Origin of the sequence: Citrobacter sp. RHBSTW-00570 (genome assembly GCF_013739755.1) — a bacterium.
Lineage (GTDB): Bacteria > Pseudomonadota > Gammaproteobacteria > Enterobacterales > Enterobacteriaceae > Citrobacter > Citrobacter braakii.
Genome location: NZ_CP056399.1, coordinates 4,768,960 through 4,788,501 on the forward strand (window position 1 = coordinate 4,768,960; position 19,542 = coordinate 4,788,501).

Annotated in this window: 21 protein-coding genes and 1 riboswitch; of the genes, 12 read left to right on the forward strand and 9 right to left on the reverse strand. The window is 54.6% G+C overall.

From position 1 onward, the window contains the following. Positions 1–490: 490 nt before the first annotated feature. Together purH and purD are read left to right on the forward strand one after the other, a co-directional pair. Complete coding sequence (purH, locus tag HV237_RS22630) at positions 491–2,080, forward strand: bifunctional phosphoribosylaminoimidazolecarboxamide formyltransferase/IMP cyclohydrolase (RefSeq protein WP_047358998.1); 1,590 nt, start codon at positions 491–493, stop codon at positions 2,078–2,080. A 15-nt stretch (positions 2,081–2,095) separates the two neighbouring features. Continuing rightward, a complete protein-coding gene (gene purD / locus HV237_RS22635; protein ID WP_047358999.1) occupies positions 2,096–3,385 on the forward strand; it encodes a phosphoribosylamine--glycine ligase in 1,290 nt (429 codons plus the stop codon). Here the strand turns inward: purD and zraR are convergent. Beyond that, entirely contained in the window at positions 3,382–4,707 is a 1,326-nt protein-coding gene (gene zraR / locus HV237_RS22640) for a sigma-54-dependent response regulator transcription factor ZraR (protein ID WP_016155318.1), read from the reverse strand. The two genes, purD and zraR, sit on opposite strands and share 4 nt — an antisense overlap. 5 nt (positions 4,708–4,712) lie before the next feature. Next, positions 4,713–6,098, reverse strand: a complete 1,386-nt coding sequence (gene zraS, locus HV237_RS22645; protein WP_047359000.1) for a two-component system sensor histidine kinase ZraS — start codon at positions 6,096–6,098, stop codon at positions 4,713–4,715. Between the two features lie 265 nt (positions 6,099–6,363). Here zraS and zraP point away from each other — a divergent pair, with 265 nt between their 5' ends. Continuing rightward, positions 6,364–6,804, forward strand: a complete 441-nt coding sequence (gene zraP / locus HV237_RS22650) for a zinc resistance sensor/chaperone ZraP (protein ID WP_016155316.1) — start codon at positions 6,364–6,366, stop codon at positions 6,802–6,804. A gap of 59 nt (positions 6,805–6,863) precedes the next feature. Here the strand turns inward: zraP and HV237_RS22655 are convergent, their stop codons facing one another. From HV237_RS22655 to nudC, 6 genes are all read right to left on the reverse strand, one after another. Further along, positions 6,864–7,556, reverse strand: coding sequence for a DUF1481 domain-containing protein (locus HV237_RS22655; RefSeq protein WP_047359007.1), 693 nt, complete (start codon positions 7,554–7,556; stop codon positions 6,864–6,866). A gap of 11 nt (positions 7,557–7,567) precedes the next feature. Continuing rightward, entirely contained in the window at positions 7,568–7,840 is a 273-nt protein-coding gene (hupA, locus tag HV237_RS22660; protein ID WP_001044509.1) for a nucleoid-associated protein HU-alpha, read from the reverse strand. Positions 7,841–8,026: 186 nt separating this feature from the next. Beyond that, the gene (locus tag HV237_RS22665) at positions 8,027–8,617 is read right to left on the reverse strand and encodes a YjaG family protein (RefSeq protein WP_047359001.1); all 591 of its coding nucleotides are present in this window, start codon (positions 8,615–8,617) and stop codon (positions 8,027–8,029) included. Between the two features lie 33 nt (positions 8,618–8,650). Then, a complete protein-coding gene (nfi, locus tag HV237_RS22670; protein ID WP_047359002.1) occupies positions 8,651–9,331 on the reverse strand; it encodes a deoxyribonuclease V in 681 nt (226 codons plus the stop codon). A 9-nt stretch (positions 9,332–9,340) separates the two neighbouring features. Next, positions 9,341–10,405 carry a uroporphyrinogen decarboxylase gene (gene hemE, locus HV237_RS22675; protein ID WP_046276272.1) on the reverse strand — a complete coding sequence of 355 codons (1,065 nt, stop codon included), beginning with the start codon at positions 10,403–10,405 and terminating at the stop codon, positions 9,341–9,343. A 43-nt stretch (positions 10,406–10,448) separates the two neighbouring features. Further along, complete coding sequence (gene nudC, locus HV237_RS22680) at positions 10,449–11,222, reverse strand: NAD(+) diphosphatase (RefSeq protein WP_047359003.1); 774 nt, start codon at positions 11,220–11,222, stop codon at positions 10,449–10,451. A 96-nt stretch (positions 11,223–11,318) separates the two neighbouring features. Between nudC and HV237_RS22685 the strand changes: the two genes are divergently transcribed. The 7 genes from HV237_RS22685 to thiH all read left to right on the forward strand — a co-directional run bounded on the left by HV237_RS22685 (position 11,319) and on the right by thiH (position 17,430). Next, entirely contained in the window at positions 11,319–11,807 is a 489-nt protein-coding gene (locus HV237_RS22685; protein WP_016155311.1) for an Rsd/AlgQ family anti-sigma factor, read from the forward strand. 49 nt (positions 11,808–11,856) lie between these two features. After that, a riboswitch (TPP riboswitch) is annotated at positions 11,857–11,979 on the forward strand. Positions 11,980–12,062: 83 nt separating this feature from the next. Then, the gene (thiC, locus tag HV237_RS22690) at positions 12,063–13,961 is read left to right on the forward strand and encodes a phosphomethylpyrimidine synthase ThiC (protein WP_016155310.1); all 1,899 of its coding nucleotides are present in this window, start codon (positions 12,063–12,065) and stop codon (positions 13,959–13,961) included. Beyond that, complete coding sequence (thiE, locus tag HV237_RS22695; RefSeq protein WP_016157945.1) at positions 13,961–14,596, forward strand: thiamine phosphate synthase; 636 nt, start codon at positions 13,961–13,963, stop codon at positions 14,594–14,596. Before thiC ends, thiE begins: the two co-directional genes overlap by 1 nt. Then, a complete protein-coding gene (locus HV237_RS22700) occupies positions 14,589–15,347 on the forward strand; it encodes a HesA/MoeB/ThiF family protein (RefSeq protein WP_047359004.1) in 759 nt (252 codons plus the stop codon). The genes thiE and HV237_RS22700 overlap by 8 nt, the downstream gene beginning before the upstream one ends. After that, on the forward strand, positions 15,328–15,528 hold the full coding sequence (gene thiS, locus HV237_RS22705; RefSeq protein WP_016155307.1) for a sulfur carrier protein ThiS: 201 nt from the start codon (positions 15,328–15,330) through the stop codon (positions 15,526–15,528). The genes HV237_RS22700 and thiS overlap by 20 nt, the downstream gene beginning before the upstream one ends. Before the next feature lies 1 nt (position 15,529). After that, a complete protein-coding gene (gene thiG, locus HV237_RS22710) occupies positions 15,530–16,300 on the forward strand; it encodes a thiazole synthase (RefSeq protein WP_047359005.1) in 771 nt (256 codons plus the stop codon). Continuing rightward, the gene (gene thiH / locus HV237_RS22715; RefSeq protein WP_016157943.1) at positions 16,297–17,430 is read left to right on the forward strand and encodes a 2-iminoacetate synthase ThiH; all 1,134 of its coding nucleotides are present in this window, start codon (positions 16,297–16,299) and stop codon (positions 17,428–17,430) included. Before thiG ends, thiH begins: the two co-directional genes overlap by 4 nt. Positions 17,431–17,550: 120 nt before the next feature. On the opposite strand, the gene HV237_RS22720 is transcribed toward thiH, so the two are convergent. After that, positions 17,551–17,763 (reverse strand): RNA chaperone/antiterminator CspA, encoded by a 213-nt coding sequence (locus tag HV237_RS22720; protein ID WP_016155304.1) that lies wholly within the window; start codon positions 17,761–17,763, stop codon positions 17,551–17,553. Positions 17,764–18,853: 1,090 nt separating this feature from the next. Here HV237_RS22720 and HV237_RS22725 point away from each other — a divergent pair. Next, positions 18,854–19,159, forward strand: coding sequence for a PTS sugar transporter subunit IIB (locus HV237_RS22725; RefSeq protein ID WP_016155303.1), 306 nt, complete (start codon positions 18,854–18,856; stop codon positions 19,157–19,159). Positions 19,160–19,163: 4 nt separating this feature from the next. Further along, complete coding sequence (locus HV237_RS22730; RefSeq protein ID WP_047359006.1) at positions 19,164–19,481, forward strand: PTS lactose/cellobiose transporter subunit IIA; 318 nt, start codon at positions 19,164–19,166, stop codon at positions 19,479–19,481. Positions 19,482–19,542 lie beyond the last annotated feature (61 nt).

Genomic DNA, 19,542 nt, shown 5'->3' on the forward strand with positions numbered 1-19,542 from the left:
GTTAAAGAGCAGTTGCGACGCGCTTTAGCGCTCTGTCGCGAGGTGGCGTATATTACGCTTTCCTCTTTCAGAGTCAACCCTCATTTTCAGGTTTTTCTCTTCAACCGAACCGGCTGTTTGTGTGAAGTGATTCACATCCGCCGTGTCGATGGAGGCGCATTATAGGGAGTTTCCCGCGGCCCGCAACCCTTAAATTGCAGAAAAATGACTGACCGCTGCATTCCACAGCAAAACCCCGCCTTATACCCATTTACACACAGAGTTATCCACAAACCACACGGTCGTTTGTGCACTTCTCTGTTTATATGAGCATCCTTCAACGGAAAAAGAAGAGGTCAAAATCGAAAATTAAAAATTCGCGAGCGTTGCGCAAACGTTTTCGTTACAATGCCCCCGCACAACAAGGATGCCCCGTAAGGGGCGTTAGCTGAGTTTTTAGCCAAGAATTCACCTAACGCTCTCTGTAATAGTCAAATCCAGGGGATTTACCATGCAACAACGTCGTCCAGTCCGCCGCGCTCTGCTCAGTGTTTCTGACAAGGCCGGTATCATCGAATTCGCTCAGGCACTTTCCGCACGCGGTGTGGAGCTGCTGTCTACAGGTGGCACTGCGCGCCTGTTGGCTGAGAAAGGCCTGCCAGTGACCGAAGTTTCCGATTACACCGGCTTCCCGGAAATGATGGATGGACGCGTAAAGACCCTGCATCCGAAAGTCCACGGCGGCATTCTTGGTCGTCGCGGTCAGGACGACGGGATTATGGAGCAGCACGGCATCGCACCTATCGACATGGTGGTTGTTAACCTGTACCCGTTCGCCGAGACCGTTGCCCGTGAAGGCTGCTCGCTGGAAGATGCGGTAGAAAACATTGATATCGGCGGCCCGACGATGGTGCGTTCCGCTGCCAAGAACCATAAAGATGTGGCTATCGTTGTGAAGAGCAGCGACTACGCCGCCATTATTAAAGAGATGGATGCCAACGACGGTTCTCTGACCCTCGACACGCGTTTCGATCTCGCGATTAAAGCCTTCGAACACACCGCCGCTTACGACAGCATGATCGCCAACTACTTCGGTAGCATGGTTCCGGCCTACCACGGCGAAAGCAAAGAAGCCGCCGGTCGCTTTCCACGTACACTGAACCTGAACTTCATTAAGAAGCAGGATATGCGCTACGGCGAGAACAGCCACCAACAGGCTGCCTTCTATATAGAAGAGAATGTTAAAGAAGCGTCCGTTGCCACCGCGCAGCAGGTACAGGGCAAAGCACTTTCCTACAACAACATCGCCGATACCGATGCGGCGCTGGAGTGCGTAAAAGAATTCAACGAGCCAGCCTGTGTGATCGTCAAACACGCTAACCCGTGCGGCGTGGCTGTCAGTACCTCTATTTTCGATGCTTACGACCGCGCCTATAAAACCGACCCGACCTCCGCGTTCGGCGGCATCATCGCCTTCAACCGCGAACTGGATGCCGAAACTGCTCAAGCCATCATTTCCCGTCAGTTCGTGGAAGTGATCATCGCGCCATCCGCAACCGAAGACGCACTGAAAATCACCGCCGCCAAACAGAACGTCCGCGTGCTGACCTGCGGTCAGTGGGCACAACGTGTGCCGGGCCTGGACTTCAAACGCGTTAACGGCGGTCTGCTGGTTCAGGATCGTGACCTGGGTATGGTGAGCGAAGGTGAACTGCGCGTAGTTTCCAAACGTCAGCCGACCGAACAGGAACTGCGCGATGCGCTGTTCTGCTGGAAAGTAGCTAAATTTGTAAAATCCAACGCCATTGTTTACGCCAAAGAGAACATGACTATCGGCATAGGCGCGGGCCAGATGAGCCGCGTATATTCCGCAAAAATCGCCGGGATTAAAGCCGCCGACGAAGGTCTGGAAGTTCAAGGTTCCTCTATGGCATCCGACGCCTTCTTCCCGTTCCGCGATGGGATTGATGCCGCCGCCGCCGCCGGTGTGACCTGCGTGATCCAGCCGGGCGGTTCTATCCGTGATGATGAAGTCATTGCTGCCGCCGACGAGCACGGCATAGCGATGGTGTTCACTGACATGCGCCACTTCCGCCATTAATCCACGGAGCAGACGATGAAAGTATTAGTGATTGGCAACGGCGGGCGCGAACACGCGCTGGCCTGGAAAGCGGCGCAGTCGCCAAAAGTCGAAACGGTATTTGTCGCACCAGGCAACGCGGGCACCGCGCTGGAACCTGCGCTGCAAAACGTGGCAATCGGCGTGACCGATATTCCGGCGCTGCTGAGCTTTGCCCAGAATGAGAAGATCGATCTGACCATCGTTGGCCCAGAAGCGCCTCTGGTAATTGGCGTGGTCGATGCGTTTCGCGCCGCCGGTCTGAAAATCTTCGGCCCAACCGAAGGTGCAGCGCAGTTGGAAGGCTCCAAAGCCTTCACCAAAGATTTCCTTGCCCGTCATAACATTCCGACGGCGGAGTATCAGAACTTCACCGAGATTGAGCCTGCGCTGGCCTATCTGCGTGAGAAAGGCGCGCCGATCGTTATCAAGGCCGACGGCCTGGCCGCCGGTAAAGGCGTTATCGTCGCGATGACGCTGGAGGAAGCCGAAGCCGCCGTTCATGACATGCTGGCAGGTAACGCTTTTGGCGATGCGGGCCACCGTATCGTTATCGAAGAGTTCCTTGACGGTGAAGAAGCGAGCTTTATCGTGATGGTTGACGGCGAGCACGTGCTGCCAATGGCCACCAGCCAGGACCACAAACGCGTGGGCAACGGCGATACCGGTCCGAACACCGGCGGTATGGGCGCTTACTCACCGGCACCGGTGGTGACTGACGACGTTCATCAGCGCACCATGGAACGCATCATCTGGCCAACCGTAAAAGGCATGGCGGCGGAAGGGAACACTTACACCGGTTTTCTGTACGCGGGTCTGATGATCGACAAACAGGGCAACCCGAAGGTTATCGAGTTCAACTGCCGCTTCGGCGATCCGGAAACCCAGCCGATTATGCTGCGTATGAAATCGGATCTGGTGGAGCTGTGCCTTGCCGCCTGTGACGGCAAGCTGGATGAGAAAACCTCTGAGTGGGACGAACGCGCCTCTTTGGGCGTAGTGATTGCCGCGGGCGGCTATCCGGGCAACTACAATACTGGCGATGAGATCCACGGCCTGTCGCTGGAAGACGTCGCTGACGGTAAAGTGTTCCACGCGGGCACCAAACTGTCTGCTGACGATCGCGTACTGACCAACGGCGGTCGCGTCCTGTGCGCCACCGCGCTGGGCAACACCGTTGCCGAGGCGCAGCAGCGTGCCTACGCCCTGATGACCGACATCCGTTGGGACGGCAGCTTCAGCCGTAACGACATCGGCTGGCGCGCCATCGAACGTGAACAAAACTAACGACTGAGCTTAGCCAGTAGCGTTTTGCGCGTAATACCTAACTGACGGGCGGCTTCGGTTTTATTGCCGCCCGTTTTTTCCAGCGCCGCCAGAATCACTTCTTTTTCAACATCCACCAGCGGTTGGATCTCGCCACTGTATTCCGTTTTTATCGGCGTCGCGGCAATCGCCATCGGCAGCTCGCGTTCGGAAATATATTCCCCCGTTAGCAGCACCACCGAACGCTCAATCGCATTTTCCAGCTCACGGATATTGCCCGGCCAGTCATAGTGGATCAGCAGATCCATCGCCTGCGGAGTAAAGCCTTTCACCGCTTTTCGATTACGTGTGGCAAAACGCTGGAGAAAATGTTCGGCCAGCAGCGGAATATCTTCCCGACGCTGGCACAGCGCAGGCATTTCAATAGTGATGACGTTCAGGCGATAGTAGAGATCCTGACGAAAGCGCCCGGCGTTCACTTCCTCCGCCAGATCGCGATGTGTGGCGGCGATCAGCCGGACATCAACCGCAATAGTCTGGTTGCTGCCAACCCGTTGCACTTCCCGCTCCTGGATAGCCCGCAGCAGACGCACCTGCATTAGCGGTGAGATATCGCCAATTTCATCAAGAAATAACGTGCCGCCTTCGGCTTCCACAAAGCGCCCTTCCCGCCGCTTATCCGCGCCAGTAAACGCGCCTTTCTCATGTCCAAAAAGTTCGGACTCCAGCAGCGACTCATTAAGCGACGCACAGTTCAGCGTCACCAGCGGTTTATCACAGCGGGCACTGCTGGCATGCAGCGCCCGGGCCACCAGCTCTTTCCCCGTACCGGAGTCTCCGTGAATGAGCACCGTTGCATCCGAGGGTGCAACCATCGCGATTTCATTGATCAACTGCTGCATCGCCGGACTGCTGCCAATCATGCCAAACTGCGCAGCCGACCCCGACGGCAGTTCAGCGCCCGTTTCCCGCGTATGCGCCAGCGCCTTTTCCAGCGTCTCCTGCAGGCGATCAAAATCCAGCGGCTTGATTAAGTAGTCCAGCGCCCCGGTTTTCAGCGCCTCAACGGCGGTCTCCACGCTGGAGAACGCCGTCATGATCAATACCGGAATCGCCGAATTCAACGCTTTAATCTCTTTCAGCGTTGCGATGCCGTCCATCTCCGCCATACGCACATCGCACAGCACTAAATCAAATACGCGTTCACGCACCTGTTCCAGTGCCGCTTGCCCGCTATAGGCCAGCGCGACCTCATAACCCCAGCCGCGCAGCAGCGCCTGTAAAATGGTGCAGTGGCTGATATCGTCATCTACCACCAGAATATTGATTTTTCCGCGCGTCATCCTTGTTAATCCTGTTGTTTCGCGTTGGTCGGCAGCCAGAGGGTAAAGGTTGCACCTTTGCCCTCAACGCTTGCCACATGAATGGTGCCACCGTGCTGTTCAATTATGTTCTGCACTACCGCCAGCCCAAGGCCGGTTCCATCCGCTTTAGTCGTGAAGTAAGGCGTAAAAATGGCCTCCAGCTGTTCCGCTGCAATCCCTTTCCCGCTATCAATAACCACGATTTTAACGCGATCGCCGCTGCTTTCACTCGCTTCAACCGTAATCGTGCCCTGACGACCAATCGCATGAATGGCGTTCAGATACAGATTCAACAGAACCTGAGTCAGTCGGTCGGGATCGGCCTGAATAGCGGGCAGCGTGGAACTGGCCGAAAAACGTAGCTGAATTTCCCGGCTTGCCGCATCCTGACTCACCAGGTTTAATGAGTGGGTGATGACCTCATTGAGATCCACCTGTTGCAGCGTCAGATGCGCAGGTTTCACCAGCTCCAGCAGCTCGCTCACCACCCGATTTAAACGGTCCGCCTCTTTCGCCATCACCTGCGCCAGCTCATGCGACTCACCACCAGCCGGAGTTCGTTCGGCAAAATATTTCGCTAAACCTTTGATCGATGAAAGCGGGTTTCGAATCTCATGCGCGACCCCGGCCGCCAGATGCCCGAGCGCCATCAGTTTTTCTTTACGCTTCATCGCATCCTGCAGTTCTTTGTACGAGCGCTGATAGCGCTGATACCAGAAGAACGTCAGCACAGTGGCCAGCAGCACAGCCGCCAGCGCAGACAGGACGATCAGGGTGTTACGCCACTCTCTCGCCTGAGTCGCAGCCAGATCGCTGGCATCAAAAGCGATAAATATGGTTTGTGCGGGGGTGATAAGCTGTCCGTCATTGCTGGCACAGCGCGCCATGCCATGACGTCCTGGACCATACATCGGCTGAAACTGACGATAAACTTCCAGGACCGGTGTTTTTTCACCGTCCCCCGTAGGCATGTCAATATTCCGCCAGCTTTCTTGTTCCCCGGGGCTTAGTTGCCGCAGGACATCCGGTGAATAGAGCGTTTTACCGACCATCGCGGAATTGCTGTGAGTAATAATGACGCCATGATCGTCAACGACGGCAAACCATAGCACGCCTGGTTGTACGGCCATTTCCTCCAGCAGCGTCTGCTGTTGAGCATGATGCATGCGCATCCCCATACCTACGCGCGTACCAGACTCCAGAGCGCGGATGAGCACGCTGCCTTTTTCCAGTAGCGTTTGCCGCGCGGCGCCGCTTTCCCGCCCATAGTCCCGAATGGTCATAATCGAAAACCAACCGACCAAAATCAGGATTGCCGCCAGCAAGAGTCGGCTCAACCACTTGGCCGCCGTGTCCTTATAAAGACGCATACGCTCTCCCTTTATCCCACCTGTTCCTTTCATCGTTGCAGGTATACAGCAGAAATCATGCCATTTTTTCTCCGTGATAACCCTGCCCTCAGACACAATCCGCTGAAAGTAGCGGGTAAAAATGACCCGCCGGCGCGTTCTGGCGAGTCATTTTTACTCGTCGCCCTGTAAAGGCCACAACTACAACCGCGCGCGGGAGCGGGATTGCCGCTTTGGCACGGAAGATGCAATAGGAAATGTAATCTAACCAACAGGAGAACGACCCATGAAACGGAACAACAAACTGGCGCTGATTGCACTCTCTCTTATCGCGTTGGGCTCTACCCCGGCGCTGGCGCAGAATCACTGGGGATATGGTGATGGAATGCAGCAACGAGGCGGTACGCCAATGACCACTGAGCAGCAGGCTACCGCGCAGAAAATCTATGATGATTACTACTCGCAGACCAACGCCTTGCGCCAACAGCTGACCTCTAAACGTTATGAGTACAACGCGTTGCTAACAGCCAGCTCGCCGGACACTGCAAAAATTAATGCCGTGGCAAAAGAGATGGAAGCGTTGAATCAGTCACTGGATGAGCAGCGCGTTAAACGCGATGTCGCAATGGCCCAGGCAGGCGTACCTCGCGGAGCGGGAATGGGCTACGGCGGGTGCGGCGGTGGCGGCAACCATCGCGGCGGCCATATGGGAATGGGCCACTGGTAAACGTTTTTTGCCGGATGGCGGCCTCACCTTATCTGGCCCGATGTCCTGGCATCAGGTTTTCAGAAGGTTTTGGCAGTAGGCTGCCAGTGACAAAAATCTTCATTAGCAACCAGCAGTAGCTGCGACCCTTCGGGCGCTTCCAGCCATGCCACACTCACTTCTACAGATGAATGGCTCTGGCGGCGCTCAATGTGGTTTATCGCCCACGATTCCAGATCGGGCTTCAGTGTTTCACCTTCACAGGTCGTGACTGTGTTATTCGCATGCCAGCGTCCCTGACGCAATATCACCCGTCCCTGACGCAACGCATCGCTGGTCTGGCGGATTTGATCAGCACGATAGCGGTAAAGCGCAATTTGATCGCTGGAAAGCTGCTGCTTTTGCCCATCGACTTCACGCTGCATGAAACTCAGCTCGCCCCGGTCATCGAAGCGTATACGGACATGTTCCGGTGGTTTACTGTAAGTGTTGAGTTCTATCAGCGAGAGCGAATCACCCTGCCAGCGGTATTCACTGGTGGTGGTATCGCCTTTACGCCACGGACTAAATACCGAGAGCAAGTGAACATCGTCGCTGGAATCTTTACGCCAAATGCGTACCGCCCCCTGATCGCCAACATAGCCGCTGGCCGTGAACGGAGGAAGCTCAGAGTGGCGACTACAGGCAGACAGTAACAGCACACCTGAAAGCCAAAGCGAATGACGCCAGATGGACAAAAGGGGCGAAACCGCCCCTTCGATAAAACTGTTCACTGCCACGCGAATTACTTAACCGCGTCTTTCAGTGCTTTACCAGAAACAAATGCCGGTACGTTAGCTGCGGCAATTTTGATTTCTTTACCGGTCTGCGGGTTGCGGCCAGTGCGCTCAGCACGGTGGTTCACTTTGAAGGTACCGAAACCAACCAGTTGTACAGCATCGCCTTCTTTCAGAGACTCAGTAATAGCAGCCAGAGTGGATTCCAGAGCAGCTTTAGCCTGTGTTTTAGACAGTTCTGCTTTGTCTGCAATTACATCAATCAGTTGAGTCTTGTTCATAAGTTATCCTTACAATGTGTTTATCGCTTGCTAAGCATCGAGTGCGACGGAAATGCCAGAAAAGCACTCTCCTGCATACACGCACCGATAGCCACTTTTTTTCGCCCCCCAAATGTAGACCAGACCGGGGGCGGATGGGAAGCCTTCAGGCACGACAAATCAGGCGTTAAATCACGTTTTATGGTGTCATTGCTGAAAATTTATACCAATATTGCTCTCGCCAGCCTCGCGCAGGTCTGCACGAAGCCCTTTTATCAGCTCAATATCGCGTTCTTCACAGTCGGCTAAAAGTCGGAAAATTTCCCACTGAATATCCCATTCTTGCTCAACGGCCGGGTTCTCTTTGAGCTCTTCATCGGTCATTTCACGACCAGCCTGGGTCATTTCCAGCATCGCAACCGTCGTAACCGAAGCCTTACTAACCTCAATTGCATGTTCCAGCGTTTCACCGCTAAGACGCGAATGCATCAGTTCGCTTAATGCCACACAGGCATCAATCGCCGGATAAACGCCGTACAAATCGTAATCGTCTGCTGAAGGAATAGCCTCTTCAAATTTTTCCAACTGGCTATCGAAATTGATTTTCGCGTCTTTAACCGTCAGCGCTTCCCAAATCAAATCCAGAATTCGGCGGTAAATTTGTCCATCGCCAAATTCGGTTTGCTTACAGAACATGGCGTAGTTGGGGTACATGCGTTCGCACAGACAGGCCATAAACGTGACGTGCTGCCAGCTTTCCAGCTTCTCCAGACGCAGATGAATCGGATTTTGTAACATGATGAGTTCTCAAATACGGAAATTAGCGGCAGTTTACCCGATATGGGGCGTTTTTGCTGCAAGCCGCGTAAAAGCAGGGCGTTCAGATGCCACCGCATCTGCCCAGCGTGTTGGTTCCGGCAGACGATAGCCGTTCATACAGCGTTGTACCCACGCTAACGCGCTGTCCTGGTTCACGCGATGACCCGTAGAGATAAACAGCGGGTTACAGCGTGCTTTGCTGCGCCAAACCCATGCCAGCTGTTCGCCTTTATCCAACAACGGCGCTAACGCTCCAGGTTCGGCGGCGAGCGGCTCAAACTTGCCGCACAACCGTTTTTTCGCCACGCCAATCGTCGGGACATCCACCAGCAGGCCAAAATGGCTGGCCACGCCCAGACGGCGAGGGTGAGAGATCCCGTGACCGTCAACGAACAGCAGATCAGGCTTGTGCGAAAGCTGCTGCCAGGCGGCCATCAGCGCGGGTGTTTCGCGAAAGGAGAGAAAGCCAGGAATGTAGGGCATGGTGGTGGCGATTCGCGCCACCGTGTATTCAACCAGTTCCAGCGAGGGGTACTTCAGTAAGACCATCGCGGCTCGCGTCACTTCGCCCCCCTGCTCGAACCCAACGTCCGCCCCGCCGATCAGATCCGGTGGATCGTTCCTCAGGCGATCCTCGCGGATCACTGAAGAGGCCAGTTCAAGCTGCTGCGCGCGTAATGACGCAAGATCCATAATGACTCCTTAGCGGTGGTACTGTTCAGACAACCGATGTACCGCCTCCACAAAGACACCCGCATGCTCTGGCGGGACATCCTGATGAATGCCGTGGCCCAGGTTAAAGACATGGCCTTCACCCTGACCAAAACCGGCCAGAATCGTCGCCACCTCTTCTTCGATGCGGGCTGGCGGCGCATACAGCATGGACGGATCCATATTGCCCTGCAGTGCCACTTTATGACCTACACGACGACGCGCATCGGCAATGTCAGTGGTCCAGTCCAGACCTAACGCATCACAGCCGGTTTCCGCCATCGCTTCCAGCCACTGACCACCGCCTTTAGTGAACAGCGTCACCGGTACGCGACGACCTTCGTTCTCGCGCATCAGGCCGTCGACGATTTTGTGCATGTAATACAGGGAGAACTGCTGATAGTCGCGACCGGTCAGCACACCGCCCCAGGTGTCGAAAATCATTACCGACTGCGCGCCCGCTTTGATCTGCGCGTTCAGGTACAGAGTGACGCTCTTCGCCAGCTTATCAAGCAGCAGATGCAGCGCCTTTGGATCGGCGTACATCATCTTTTTAATCACGGTGAAGGCCTTACTACTGCCGCCTTCGACCATATAGGTCGCCAGTGTCCACGGGCTACCGGAGAAGCCGATCAGCGGCACTTCGCCTTTCAGTTCACGGCGGATAGTGCGCACCGCATTCATCACATACCCCAGCTCATCTTCCGGGTCCGGGATCGGCAGTTTGTCGACGTCAGCCTTGCTGGCGATCGGTGAGGTAAAGCGTGGGCCCTCTCCGGCTTCAAAATACAGCCCAAGTCCCATCGCATCGGGAATCGTCAGGATATCCGAAAAGAGGATCGCCGCATCAAGCTTATAGCGACGCAGCGGCTGCAGCGTGACTTCGCAGGCCAGCTCGGCATTTTTGCACAGCGCCATAAAATCGCCCGCTTCGGCACGCGTGGCTTTATATTCCGGTAGATAGCGGCCCGCCTGGCGCATCATCCATACCGGAGTGACATCAACGGGCTGGCGCAGCAGCGCACGCAGATAACGATCGTTCTTCAGTTCGGTCATTTTTCCATTCCTTGAGCTATTTCACGCCAGTGTAACATGTGTGTCACTCATACTCTGCCCGACAGAGGGCGACAGTATCTTCAATCAATCGACGCGCGACGGTGCCCGGCGGGGGCAGGAGCGGTAAATCGTCGTAGCGATACCAGTTCGCTTCCAGCAGTTCTTTCGGGTCAATAACAATTTCGCCGCTATCATACTCTGCCATAAATGCGGTCATCAAAGACTGTGGGAACGGCCACGGCTGAGAAGTGACGTAGCGCAGGTTTTTCACCTTAATGCCGCTCTCTTCCATGACTTCGCGTGCCACCGCCTGCTCGAGGGTCTCGCCCACTTCGACAAAACCCGCCAGCACGGTATGCACGCCGTTACGATGGCGAACATGTTGAGCAAGCAGAATAGCGTCGTCACGGCGAATAGCGACGATAATGCAGGGGGCAATTTGCGGGTAGTAGCGTTCTCGACAGTGGCTACACAGCATCGCCCATTCCGTTTTACTCGGGTGCATGGGATGACCGCAGTAACCGCAGAATTTATGTGAGCGGTAGAACTCGGCCAGTTGTACGCCGCGTCCGGCCAGTTGAAACAGGCCAACATCCTGGTCAATGACCTGGCGCACAGACCCCATATCGTGCCGACGCTGCTGCTGCACCAGCCAGACCGTCTCCCCTTCCCATTCGCCTATAGGAAGTGCACGCTGCCCGGTCAGATCAAAACTTGCTGCGTCGCCGTAAGGCAGTTCGCCACGAGGTAACCATAACTTTTGCTCATGACTGACAATCCACCAGCCGCTATCTAATTTTTCAATTATACGATCCATATCTCTTGCGCAACCTTTGCTTCACAGGCATGTTGTTTACATTATTTTTACATTTACGGGTGAGCCGTTCCTAAACACCATCTTGCGGAGTCAATCATGCTAAACCAGCTGGAAAGCCTGACGGAGCACGTCGGAGGAAGTAACAAACTGGTTGATCGCTGGCTACATGTACGTAAGCACCTGCTCGTGGCTTACTACAATCTGGTTGGCATTAAGCCTGGCAAAGAATCGTACATGCGGCTCAATGAAAAGGCGCTGGATGATTTTTGCCAGAGCCTGGTCGATTACCTTTCCACCGGACACTTCAGTATTTATGAACGTATTCTCCATAAATTGGAAGGGAACGGGCAGCTTTTAAAAGCCACAAAAATTTGGCCGCTCCTGGAAGCCAATACGCAACTGATCATGGACTACTATGATTCCAGTCTGGAGACCGCCATTGATCACGATAACTTCCTTGAATTTCAACAGGCCTTATCGGATATCGGCGAGGCGCTGGAAGCCCGGTTCGTGCTGGAAGATAAGCTGATCATGCTGGTTTTTGATGCGATGCACGAGAGTGGCATGATCAAACGTCCTGCTTGAGATTTGCGACATTAACGCGTAATTTACATTCATTACCTCTTTTTGAGGTTACTTCTTGTCGGAGTGCTTATTTTCCACAGCAGCATGAGTGGAAAAGGCTGAGACCGTTAATTCGGGATCCGCGGAACCTGATCAGGTTAAAACCTGCGAAGGGAACAAGAGTCAATCTACAACCGTATCGCCCTTTGGCGTTCGTCTCTCTTGCTTCATCCGTCGTCTGACAAGCCATATCCTTACTTTTATTTGGAATGAGCTATGTCTGCCACTACTAAACCATCACGCCGCGAACAGCGCGCCCAAGCCCAACACTTTATCGACACGCTGGAAGGTACCGCCTTTCCTAACTCAAAACGTATCTACATCACCGGTTCGCAGGCGGATATTCGCATCCCGATGCGCGAAATCCAGCTAAGTCCTACGCTGATTGGTGGTACGAAAGACAACCCGCAGTTTGAAGAGAACGAAGCCGTGCCGGTGTACGACACCTCCGGGCCGTACGGCGATCCTGATGTGGCGATTAACGTTCAGCAGGGTCTGGCGAAACTGCGCCAGCCGTGGATTGCGGCGCGTAATGATAGCGAAGAATTAGACGACCGTAGCTCCGCTTATACCAAAGAACGTCTGGCCGACGATGGCCTGGACGAGCTGCGTTTCAGCGGCCTGCTGACGCCAAAACGCGCCAAAGCCGGCAAGCGCGTTACCCAGTTGCACTATGCCCGTCAGGGGATGGTTACCCCGGAGATGGAATTTATCGCCATCCGTGAAAACATGGGCCGCGAGCGCATTCGTAGTGAAGTGCTGCGCCATCAGCATCCAGGGATGAACTTTGGCGCTCGCCTGCCGGAAAACATCACCCCGGAATTCGTGCGTGATGAAGTCGCTGCGGGCCGCGCGATTATTCCTGCCAACATCAACCACCCGGAATCCGAGCCGATGATCATCGGCCGCAACTTCCTGGTGAAGGTGAACGCCAACATCGGTAACTCGGCGGTGACCTCCTCCATTGAAGAAGAGGTGGAGAAGCTGGTGTGGTCGACCCGCTGGGGCGCAGATACGGTGATGGACCTCTCTACCGGCCGCTATATTCACGAAACCCGCGAGTGGATCCTGCGTAACAGCCCGGTGCCGATCGGTACCGTACCGATCTACCAGGCGCTGGAGAAGGTTAACGGGATCGCCGAAGATCTCACCTGGGAAGCCTTCCGCGACACGCTGCTCGAACAAGCCGAACAGGGCGTCGACTACTTCACCATTCACGCGGGCGTACTGCTGCGCTACGTGCCGATGACCGCCAAACGCCTGACAGGTATTGTCTCGCGCGGCGGTTCGATCATGGCGAAATGGTGTCTCTCTCATCACAAAGAGAACTTCCTGTTTGAACATTTCCGCGAGATTTGCGAAATCTGTGCCGCCTATGACGTTTCGCTCTCTCTCGGCGACGGCCTGCGTCCAGGCTCGATTCAGGATGCCAACGACGAGGCGCAGTTCTCCGAGCTGCATACGCTGGGCGAACTGACCAAAATCGCCTGGGAATACGACGTGCAGGTGATGATTGAAGGCCCGGGTCATGTGCCGATGCATATGATCCAGCGCAATATGACCGAAGAGCTGGAGCACTGCCATGAAGCGCCGTTCTACACCTTAGGGCCGTTGACGACAGATATCGCGCCGGGCTATGACCACTTCACCTCCGGCATTGGTGCGGCGATGATCGGTTGGTTTGGCTGTGCGATGCTGTGCTACGTCACGCCAAAAGAGCACCTTGGCCTGCCGAACAAAGAAGACGTGAAGCAAGGGCTGATTACCTACAAGATTGCCGCCCACGCCGCTGATTTAGCCAAAGGCCATCCGGGTGCGCAGATCCGCGATAACGCCATGTCGAAAGCGCGCTTCGAATTCCGCTGGGAAGACCAGTTTAACCTCGCACTCGACCCATTCACCGCCCGCGCCTATCACGATGAAACCCTGCCCCAGGAGTCCGGCAAGGTTGCCCACTTCTGCTCCATGTGCGGGCCGAAGTTCTGCTCGATGAAAATCAGCCAGGAGGTCCGCGACTACGCCGCCGCACAAACCATTGAAATCGGAATGGCGGATATGTCGGAGAACTTCCGCGCCAAAGGCGGCGAAATCTACCTCAAAAAAGAGGAGGCGTGATGTACCAGCCTGATTTCCCGACCGTGCCGTTCCGCCTCGGGCTTTACCCGGTGGTAGACAGCGTTGAATGGATTGAACGCTTGCTGCAGGCAGGTGTGCGCACGATCCAACTGCGCATTAAAGATAAACGTGATGAAGAGGTCGAAGCCGACGTCATTGCCGCCATAGAGTTGGGGCGTCGCTATGACGCTCGCCTGTTTATCAACGATTACTGGAGTCTGGCAATTAAGCACAACGCGTACGGCGTGCATTTGGGCCAGGAAGACCTCGAAACCACCGACCTGAAGGCGATTCAGGCGGCGGGGCTACGCCTGGGTGTTTCCACTCACGATGATATGGAGATAGACGTAGCGCTGGCTGCTAAGCCTTCTTATATCGCGCTGGGTCATGTCTTCCCGACGCAAACCAAGCAGATGCCGTCGGCCCCGCAGGGTCTCACGCAGCTGGCAAGCCATAGTAAACGACTGGCGGATTACCCCACTGTCGCTATCGGCGGCATCAGCCTTGAGCGCGCCCCAGCGGTGCTGGCGACCGGCGTTGGCAGTATTGCCGTGGTCAGCGCCATAACCCACGCCGCAGACTGGCAGGCAGCCACGGCGCAGCTACTGGACATTGCGGGAGCCGGCGATGAATGACCGCGATTTTATGCGCTACAGCCGCCAGATCCTGCTCGGCGACATTGCCATTGAGGGCCAACAAAAGCTGCTCGATAGCCATGTGCTGATCGTCGGCTTAGGTGGGCTCGGCTCGCCTGCGGCACTGTATCTGGCGGGAGCGGGCGTCGGCACGCTGACGTTGGCGGACGATGATGACGTTCATCTGAGCAACCTGCAGCGGCAAATATTGTTCACCACCGATGATATCGCCCGCTCGAAAGCGCAGGCGGCAAAGCGACATCTGGCACGCCTTAATCCGGACAGCGAGCTGGTCGTCCTTGAGCAGCGGCTGACCGGTGAGGCGCTCCGGCATGCGGTAGCGCGTGCCGACGTGGTGCTCGACTGTACCGACAACATGGCGACGCGCCAGGAAATTAACGCCGCCTGCGTGATGCTCAACACTCCGCTCATCACCGCCAGCGCTGTGGGCTTTGGCGGCCAGCTAATGGTACTGACGCCACCGTGGGAACAAGGCTGTTACCGTTGCCTGTGGCCGGATGATGTAGAGCCGGAACGCAACTGCCGCACCGCCGGCATCGTCGGCCCGGTTGTGGGCGTGATGGGCACCTTGCAGGCGCTGGAGGCGATTAAATTACTCAGCGGCATTGAAACTCCCAATGGAGAGCTACGCCTGTTCGACGGTAAAACCAGCCAGTGGCGCAGCCTCGCGCTGCGTCGTGCAAGCGGCTGCCCGGTCTGCGGAGGACAACATGCAGATTCAGTTCAATGATGAGCCGATGCAGTGCGCCGAGGGACAAACCGTCAGCGGGCTGCTCACTGCGCTAAATCAACTTAAACCGGGAGCGGCGCTGGCGCTCAATCAGCAGATCCTGCCGCGCGAGCAGTGGGAGCAGCAAATCGTGCAGGAAGGCGACCAGATCCTGCTTTTTCAGGTTATTGCAGGGGGTTGATATGTTACGTATTGCCGACAAAACGTTTGATTCACATCTGTTCACCGGCACCGGAAAATTTGCTTCGTCGCAGCTGATGGTCGAGGCGATTCGCGCCTCCGGCAGCCAGTTGGTGACGCTGGCGATGAAGCGCGTGGATTTGCGCCAGCACAACGATTCCATTCTGGCCCCACTTATCGACGCGGGGGTGACGCTACTGCCTAACACCTCTGGGGCGAAAACCGCGGAAGAGGCTATTTTCGCCGCCCAGCTGGCGCGTGAAGCGCTGGGCACAAACTGGCTAAAATTAGAAATCCACCCGGACGCCCGCTGGCTATTGCCGGATCCGATTGAAACGTTAAAAGCCGCGGAAGCATTGGTGAAACAGGGCTTTGTGGTGCTGCCCTACTGCGGCGCGGATCCGGTGCTGTGTAAGCGGCTGGAAGAGGTCGGCTGCGCGGCGGTAATGCCGCTCGGCGCGCCCATCGGTTCTAATCAGGGACTGGAAACGAAAGCGATGCTGGAGATTATTATCCAACAGGCAACCGTACCGGTGGTGGTTGATGCGGGTATCGGCGTCCCCAGCCACGCCACACAGGCGCTGGAAATGGGTGCCGACGCAGTGCTGGTCAACACGGCAATCGCCGTGGCCGACTGCCCGGTCACGATGGCTACCGCCTTCCGTCTGGCGGTTGAAGCGGGCCTTCTGGCGCGCCAGGCGGTACCAGGAAGCAAAAGTTCGCAGGCAAGCGCCACCAGCCCGTTAACCGGATTCCTGGAGGCCTTCGTATGAAAACGTTCAGCGACCGCTGGCGCCAGCTTGACTGGGATGACATCCGCCTGCGTATCAACGGTAAAACCGCCGCTGACGTGGAGCACGCCCTCAACGCTTCACAGCTTAGTCGCGACGATCTGATGGCGTTGCTCTCCCCTGCCGCCGCCGACTTTCTGGAGCCGTTGGCACAGCGAGCGCAGCGCCTGACCCGGCAGCGCTTCGGCAACACGGTCAGCTTTTATGTTCCGCTGTATCTCTCGAATCTTTGCGCCAACGACTGCACCTACTGCGGCTTTTCCATGAGCAACCGTATCAAACGCAAAACGCTGGACGAAGATGAGATAAAACGAGAGTGTACCGCTATCCGTGAGCTGGGTTTTGAGCATCTGTTGTTGGTCACCGGTGAACATCAGGCAAAAGTCGGAATGGATTACTTTCGTCGCCATTTGCCTACCATTCGCCGCCAGTTTGCCTCGTTGCAGATGGAAGTTCAGCCGCTGTCAGAGGCTGAATATGCGGAGCTGAAGACGCTGGGACTGGATGGCGTGATGGTGTATCAGGAGAGCTATCATGAGGCGATTTACGCTCGCCACCATCTGAAGGGGAAAAAGCAGGATTTCTTCTGGCGACTGGAAACGCCGGACAGGCTGGGCCGCGCAGGGATCGACAAAATCGGTCTTGGCGCGTTGATTGGTTTGTCCGACAGCTGGCGGGTCGATTGCTATATGGTGGCTGAACATCTGCTGTGGATGCAGCAGCATTACTGGCAGAGCCGCTACTCCATCTCCTTCCCTCGCCTGCGCCCATGCACCGGTGGCGTTGAACCCGCATCGATCATGGACGAGCGACAGTTGGTCCAAACCATTTGCGCGTTTCGTTTACTGGCGCCAGAAATTGAGCTGTCGCTCTCCACCCGCGAATCGCCATGGTTCCGTGATCATGTGATCCCGCTGGCGATCAACAACGTCAGCGCCTTCTCAAAAACACAGCCCGGCGGTTATGCCGATAACCATCCTGAACTGGAACAGTTCTCCCCACACGACGCCCGTCGCCCAGAAGCCGTTGCTGAAGCACTAATGGCGCAGGGGTTACAGCCCGTGTGGAAGGACTGGGACAGCTATCTGGGACGCGCTTCGCAGATGCCGTAAGTCCGGAGCAATCGCATAAAACGAAAAAACCCGCTTTCGCGGGTTTTTTCTTCACTGTCACTTAACTGCTCAGGCTCTGGCCTTCATCGCTATTGTAAGCATTAGTGAAATTATCGGCGATTACAGCGCGACAACGTTAACAGCAGACGGGCCTTTAGCGCCATTCTCCACAGAGAACTCCACTTTTTGACCTTCGTCTAATGTTTTAAAATCGTTACTCTGGATAGCAGAGAAATGCACAAACACGTCCTTGCTACCGTCCTGAGGAGTGATAAAGCCGAAGCCTTTCTCAGAGTTAAACCATTTTACTAAACCAGTCATTTTGTTAGACATAGATACTTCCTTTCATATTTTTGAGCCGCTTAAGCAGCGAAGATGGCCTGTTTTGCAGAAATTAACTTATGGGGCACTTAGGGAGGAGGCTCATGAAGAAGAGTATCTGAGGATAACGCTTGAACTGAGAACTGCTTTACTAAAACTGCTTTCATAAGGTCTGTGTATCAAACCGATGTCGCTATAGTAGACTTACTTCTAATCAATAAGCAAGCATTAATTTATTTAATAATCGATTAGCGCCGAAATGTTACACCATCGCGGTTGAGCATTTCAGGTAACAACTTGATCTAAAATGAACAAAAGCCCTGACCATTGCAGTCAGGGCTTTAAGTTACTACACACTTCAAATTTAACATTAATAAACTTAACGATTTAATACTGCTGATGGTACTACTTTAAAATGTACACGTTTACTACAGATAATATTGGATATTGATACTAACTAAAACCGTCCTCTATTTACCGTTAAACACATTCCACCCGCTTGATAATAGAACTCAAGGCTGGTGACCTAAACAAGTACACTTCCCCTCGCGACATATACTCTTTGATGCGTTGCCTTATTTCCCTTGCGATAACCAGAAAACAGAAACCGCAAACATTTACTATTAAATCATGGCGTTACATCGTCGCGCTTTACTAACTATTTGCGATTAGATATATCAACTACGTGGCCTGAAAACATTGTCGAGGTGAATAAATAGCGTTTTCAGCATCGACTATCCCATACAAAAATACTTCGTGGCCTTTATCGCAACCCCCAATCAAGCTCTACTAACACTTACTACGTTAACAGCAAACTACAATTTCTCCGCTGTTAAGTATTAACATACGGGTTTAAAAAACGCTGTCAATACTGTTTTTTATAACATGTCTTTATTAACAGTGATTATATATTCCTGCATATGATAAATGGGTCAACAATCGCCAAATCAGGGCCAGATCGTAGGGTTGAGCCTCTTTTTGTAACCGGTTTCAGAAAAAGTGACTTTCTTTGTGATGCCTTGCACACAATCGTTGCAAAGCAGTTGTTGCTGCGGCTGGCTCGCGATAATTATCAACCCACACATGTTGATCGAGACTGCTTATGAAAAACATCGTTTTATGCTGTGCCGCCGGAATGTCCACCAGCATGCTGGTGCAAAAGATGAAAGATGCCGCCCAGAAAAAAGGTGTCGACGTCACTATCAAAGCGGTCCCGGTGGCTGAGTTTGAAGAGAATATCGCCACTGCGGATATCGTATTGCTCGGCCCACAGGTTAAGTATGAACAGGCCAAGCTGCAGGCGCTCGCCGACCCGCTAGGAAAAAAAGTCGCCGTTATCGATATGATGGATTACGGCATGATGAAAGGCGATGCGGTACTGGACAAAGCGCTGAAACTACTGGAGTGATGGCATGGATGAGTTAGAAACGATCATCATGGAATTATTGGTAAACGCCGGAGCTGCGCGCAGTCAAGCCCTGACGGCGTTGCAACTGGCGCGTAAAGGTGATTTCGCCGGGGCAGAACACGCGATGATGGAATCTCGCGAGTATGTTAAACAAGCGCATAAAATCCAGACCCAACTGATCGGAATTGACGAAGGTACCGGCAAACTACCGGTTAATCTCATCACCGTCCATTCCCAGGACCACCTGATGAATGCCATGGTGATTCAGGATCTGGCAGGCGATATGATTGAACTGTATCGACGCTTGCCACCAGTAAACTGATCGGATGGCGTAAGCCGTAGGCCTCATAAGCCTGGCGTCATCATGCCGGATGGCAGCTGAT

Excerpts from the sequence above, each read along its gene's own strand:
- thiG (WP_047359005.1), top strand. The coding sequence starts at position 15,530 with ATGTTACGTATTGCCGACAAAACGTTTGATTCACATCTGTTCACCGGC.
- HV237_RS22700 (WP_047359004.1), top strand. The coding sequence starts at position 14,589 with ATGAATGACCGCGATTTTATGCGCTACAGCCGCCAGATCCTGCTCGGC.
- HV237_RS22685 (WP_016155311.1), top strand. The coding sequence starts at position 11,319 with ATGCTAAACCAGCTGGAAAGCCTGACGGAGCACGTCGGAGGAAGTAAC.
- HV237_RS22720 (WP_016155304.1), bottom strand. The coding sequence starts at position 17,763 with ATGTCTAACAAAATGACTGGTTTAGTAAAATGGTTTAACTCTGAGAAA.
- zraP (WP_016155316.1), top strand. The coding sequence starts at position 6,364 with ATGAAACGGAACAACAAACTGGCGCTGATTGCACTCTCTCTTATCGCG.
- HV237_RS22665 (WP_047359001.1), bottom strand. The coding sequence starts at position 8,617 with ATGTTACAAAATCCGATTCATCTGCGTCTGGAGAAGCTGGAAAGCTGG.
- thiC (WP_016155310.1), top strand. The coding sequence starts at position 12,063 with ATGTCTGCCACTACTAAACCATCACGCCGCGAACAGCGCGCCCAAGCC.
- thiE (WP_016157945.1), top strand. The coding sequence starts at position 13,961 with ATGTACCAGCCTGATTTCCCGACCGTGCCGTTCCGCCTCGGGCTTTAC.
- HV237_RS22725 (WP_016155303.1), top strand. The coding sequence starts at position 18,854 with ATGAAAAACATCGTTTTATGCTGTGCCGCCGGAATGTCCACCAGCATG.
- nfi (WP_047359002.1), bottom strand. The coding sequence starts at position 9,331 with ATGGATCTTGCGTCATTACGCGCGCAGCAGCTTGAACTGGCCTCTTCA.
- nudC (WP_047359003.1), bottom strand. The coding sequence starts at position 11,222 with ATGGATCGTATAATTGAAAAATTAGATAGCGGCTGGTGGATTGTCAGT.
- purD (WP_047358999.1), top strand. The coding sequence starts at position 2,096 with ATGAAAGTATTAGTGATTGGCAACGGCGGGCGCGAACACGCGCTGGCC.
- zraS (WP_047359000.1), bottom strand. The coding sequence starts at position 6,098 with ATGCGTCTTTATAAGGACACGGCGGCCAAGTGGTTGAGCCGACTCTTG.
- HV237_RS22730 (WP_047359006.1), top strand. The coding sequence starts at position 19,164 with ATGGATGAGTTAGAAACGATCATCATGGAATTATTGGTAAACGCCGGA.
- thiS (WP_016155307.1), top strand. The coding sequence starts at position 15,328 with ATGCAGATTCAGTTCAATGATGAGCCGATGCAGTGCGCCGAGGGACAA.
- thiH (WP_016157943.1), top strand. The coding sequence starts at position 16,297 with ATGAAAACGTTCAGCGACCGCTGGCGCCAGCTTGACTGGGATGACATC.
- zraR (WP_016155318.1), bottom strand. The coding sequence starts at position 4,707 with ATGACGCGCGGAAAAATCAATATTCTGGTGGTAGATGACGATATCAGC.
- purH (WP_047358998.1), top strand. The coding sequence starts at position 491 with ATGCAACAACGTCGTCCAGTCCGCCGCGCTCTGCTCAGTGTTTCTGAC.
- hemE (WP_046276272.1), bottom strand. The coding sequence starts at position 10,405 with ATGACCGAACTGAAGAACGATCGTTATCTGCGTGCGCTGCTGCGCCAG.
- hupA (WP_001044509.1), bottom strand. The coding sequence starts at position 7,840 with ATGAACAAGACTCAACTGATTGATGTAATTGCAGACAAAGCAGAACTG.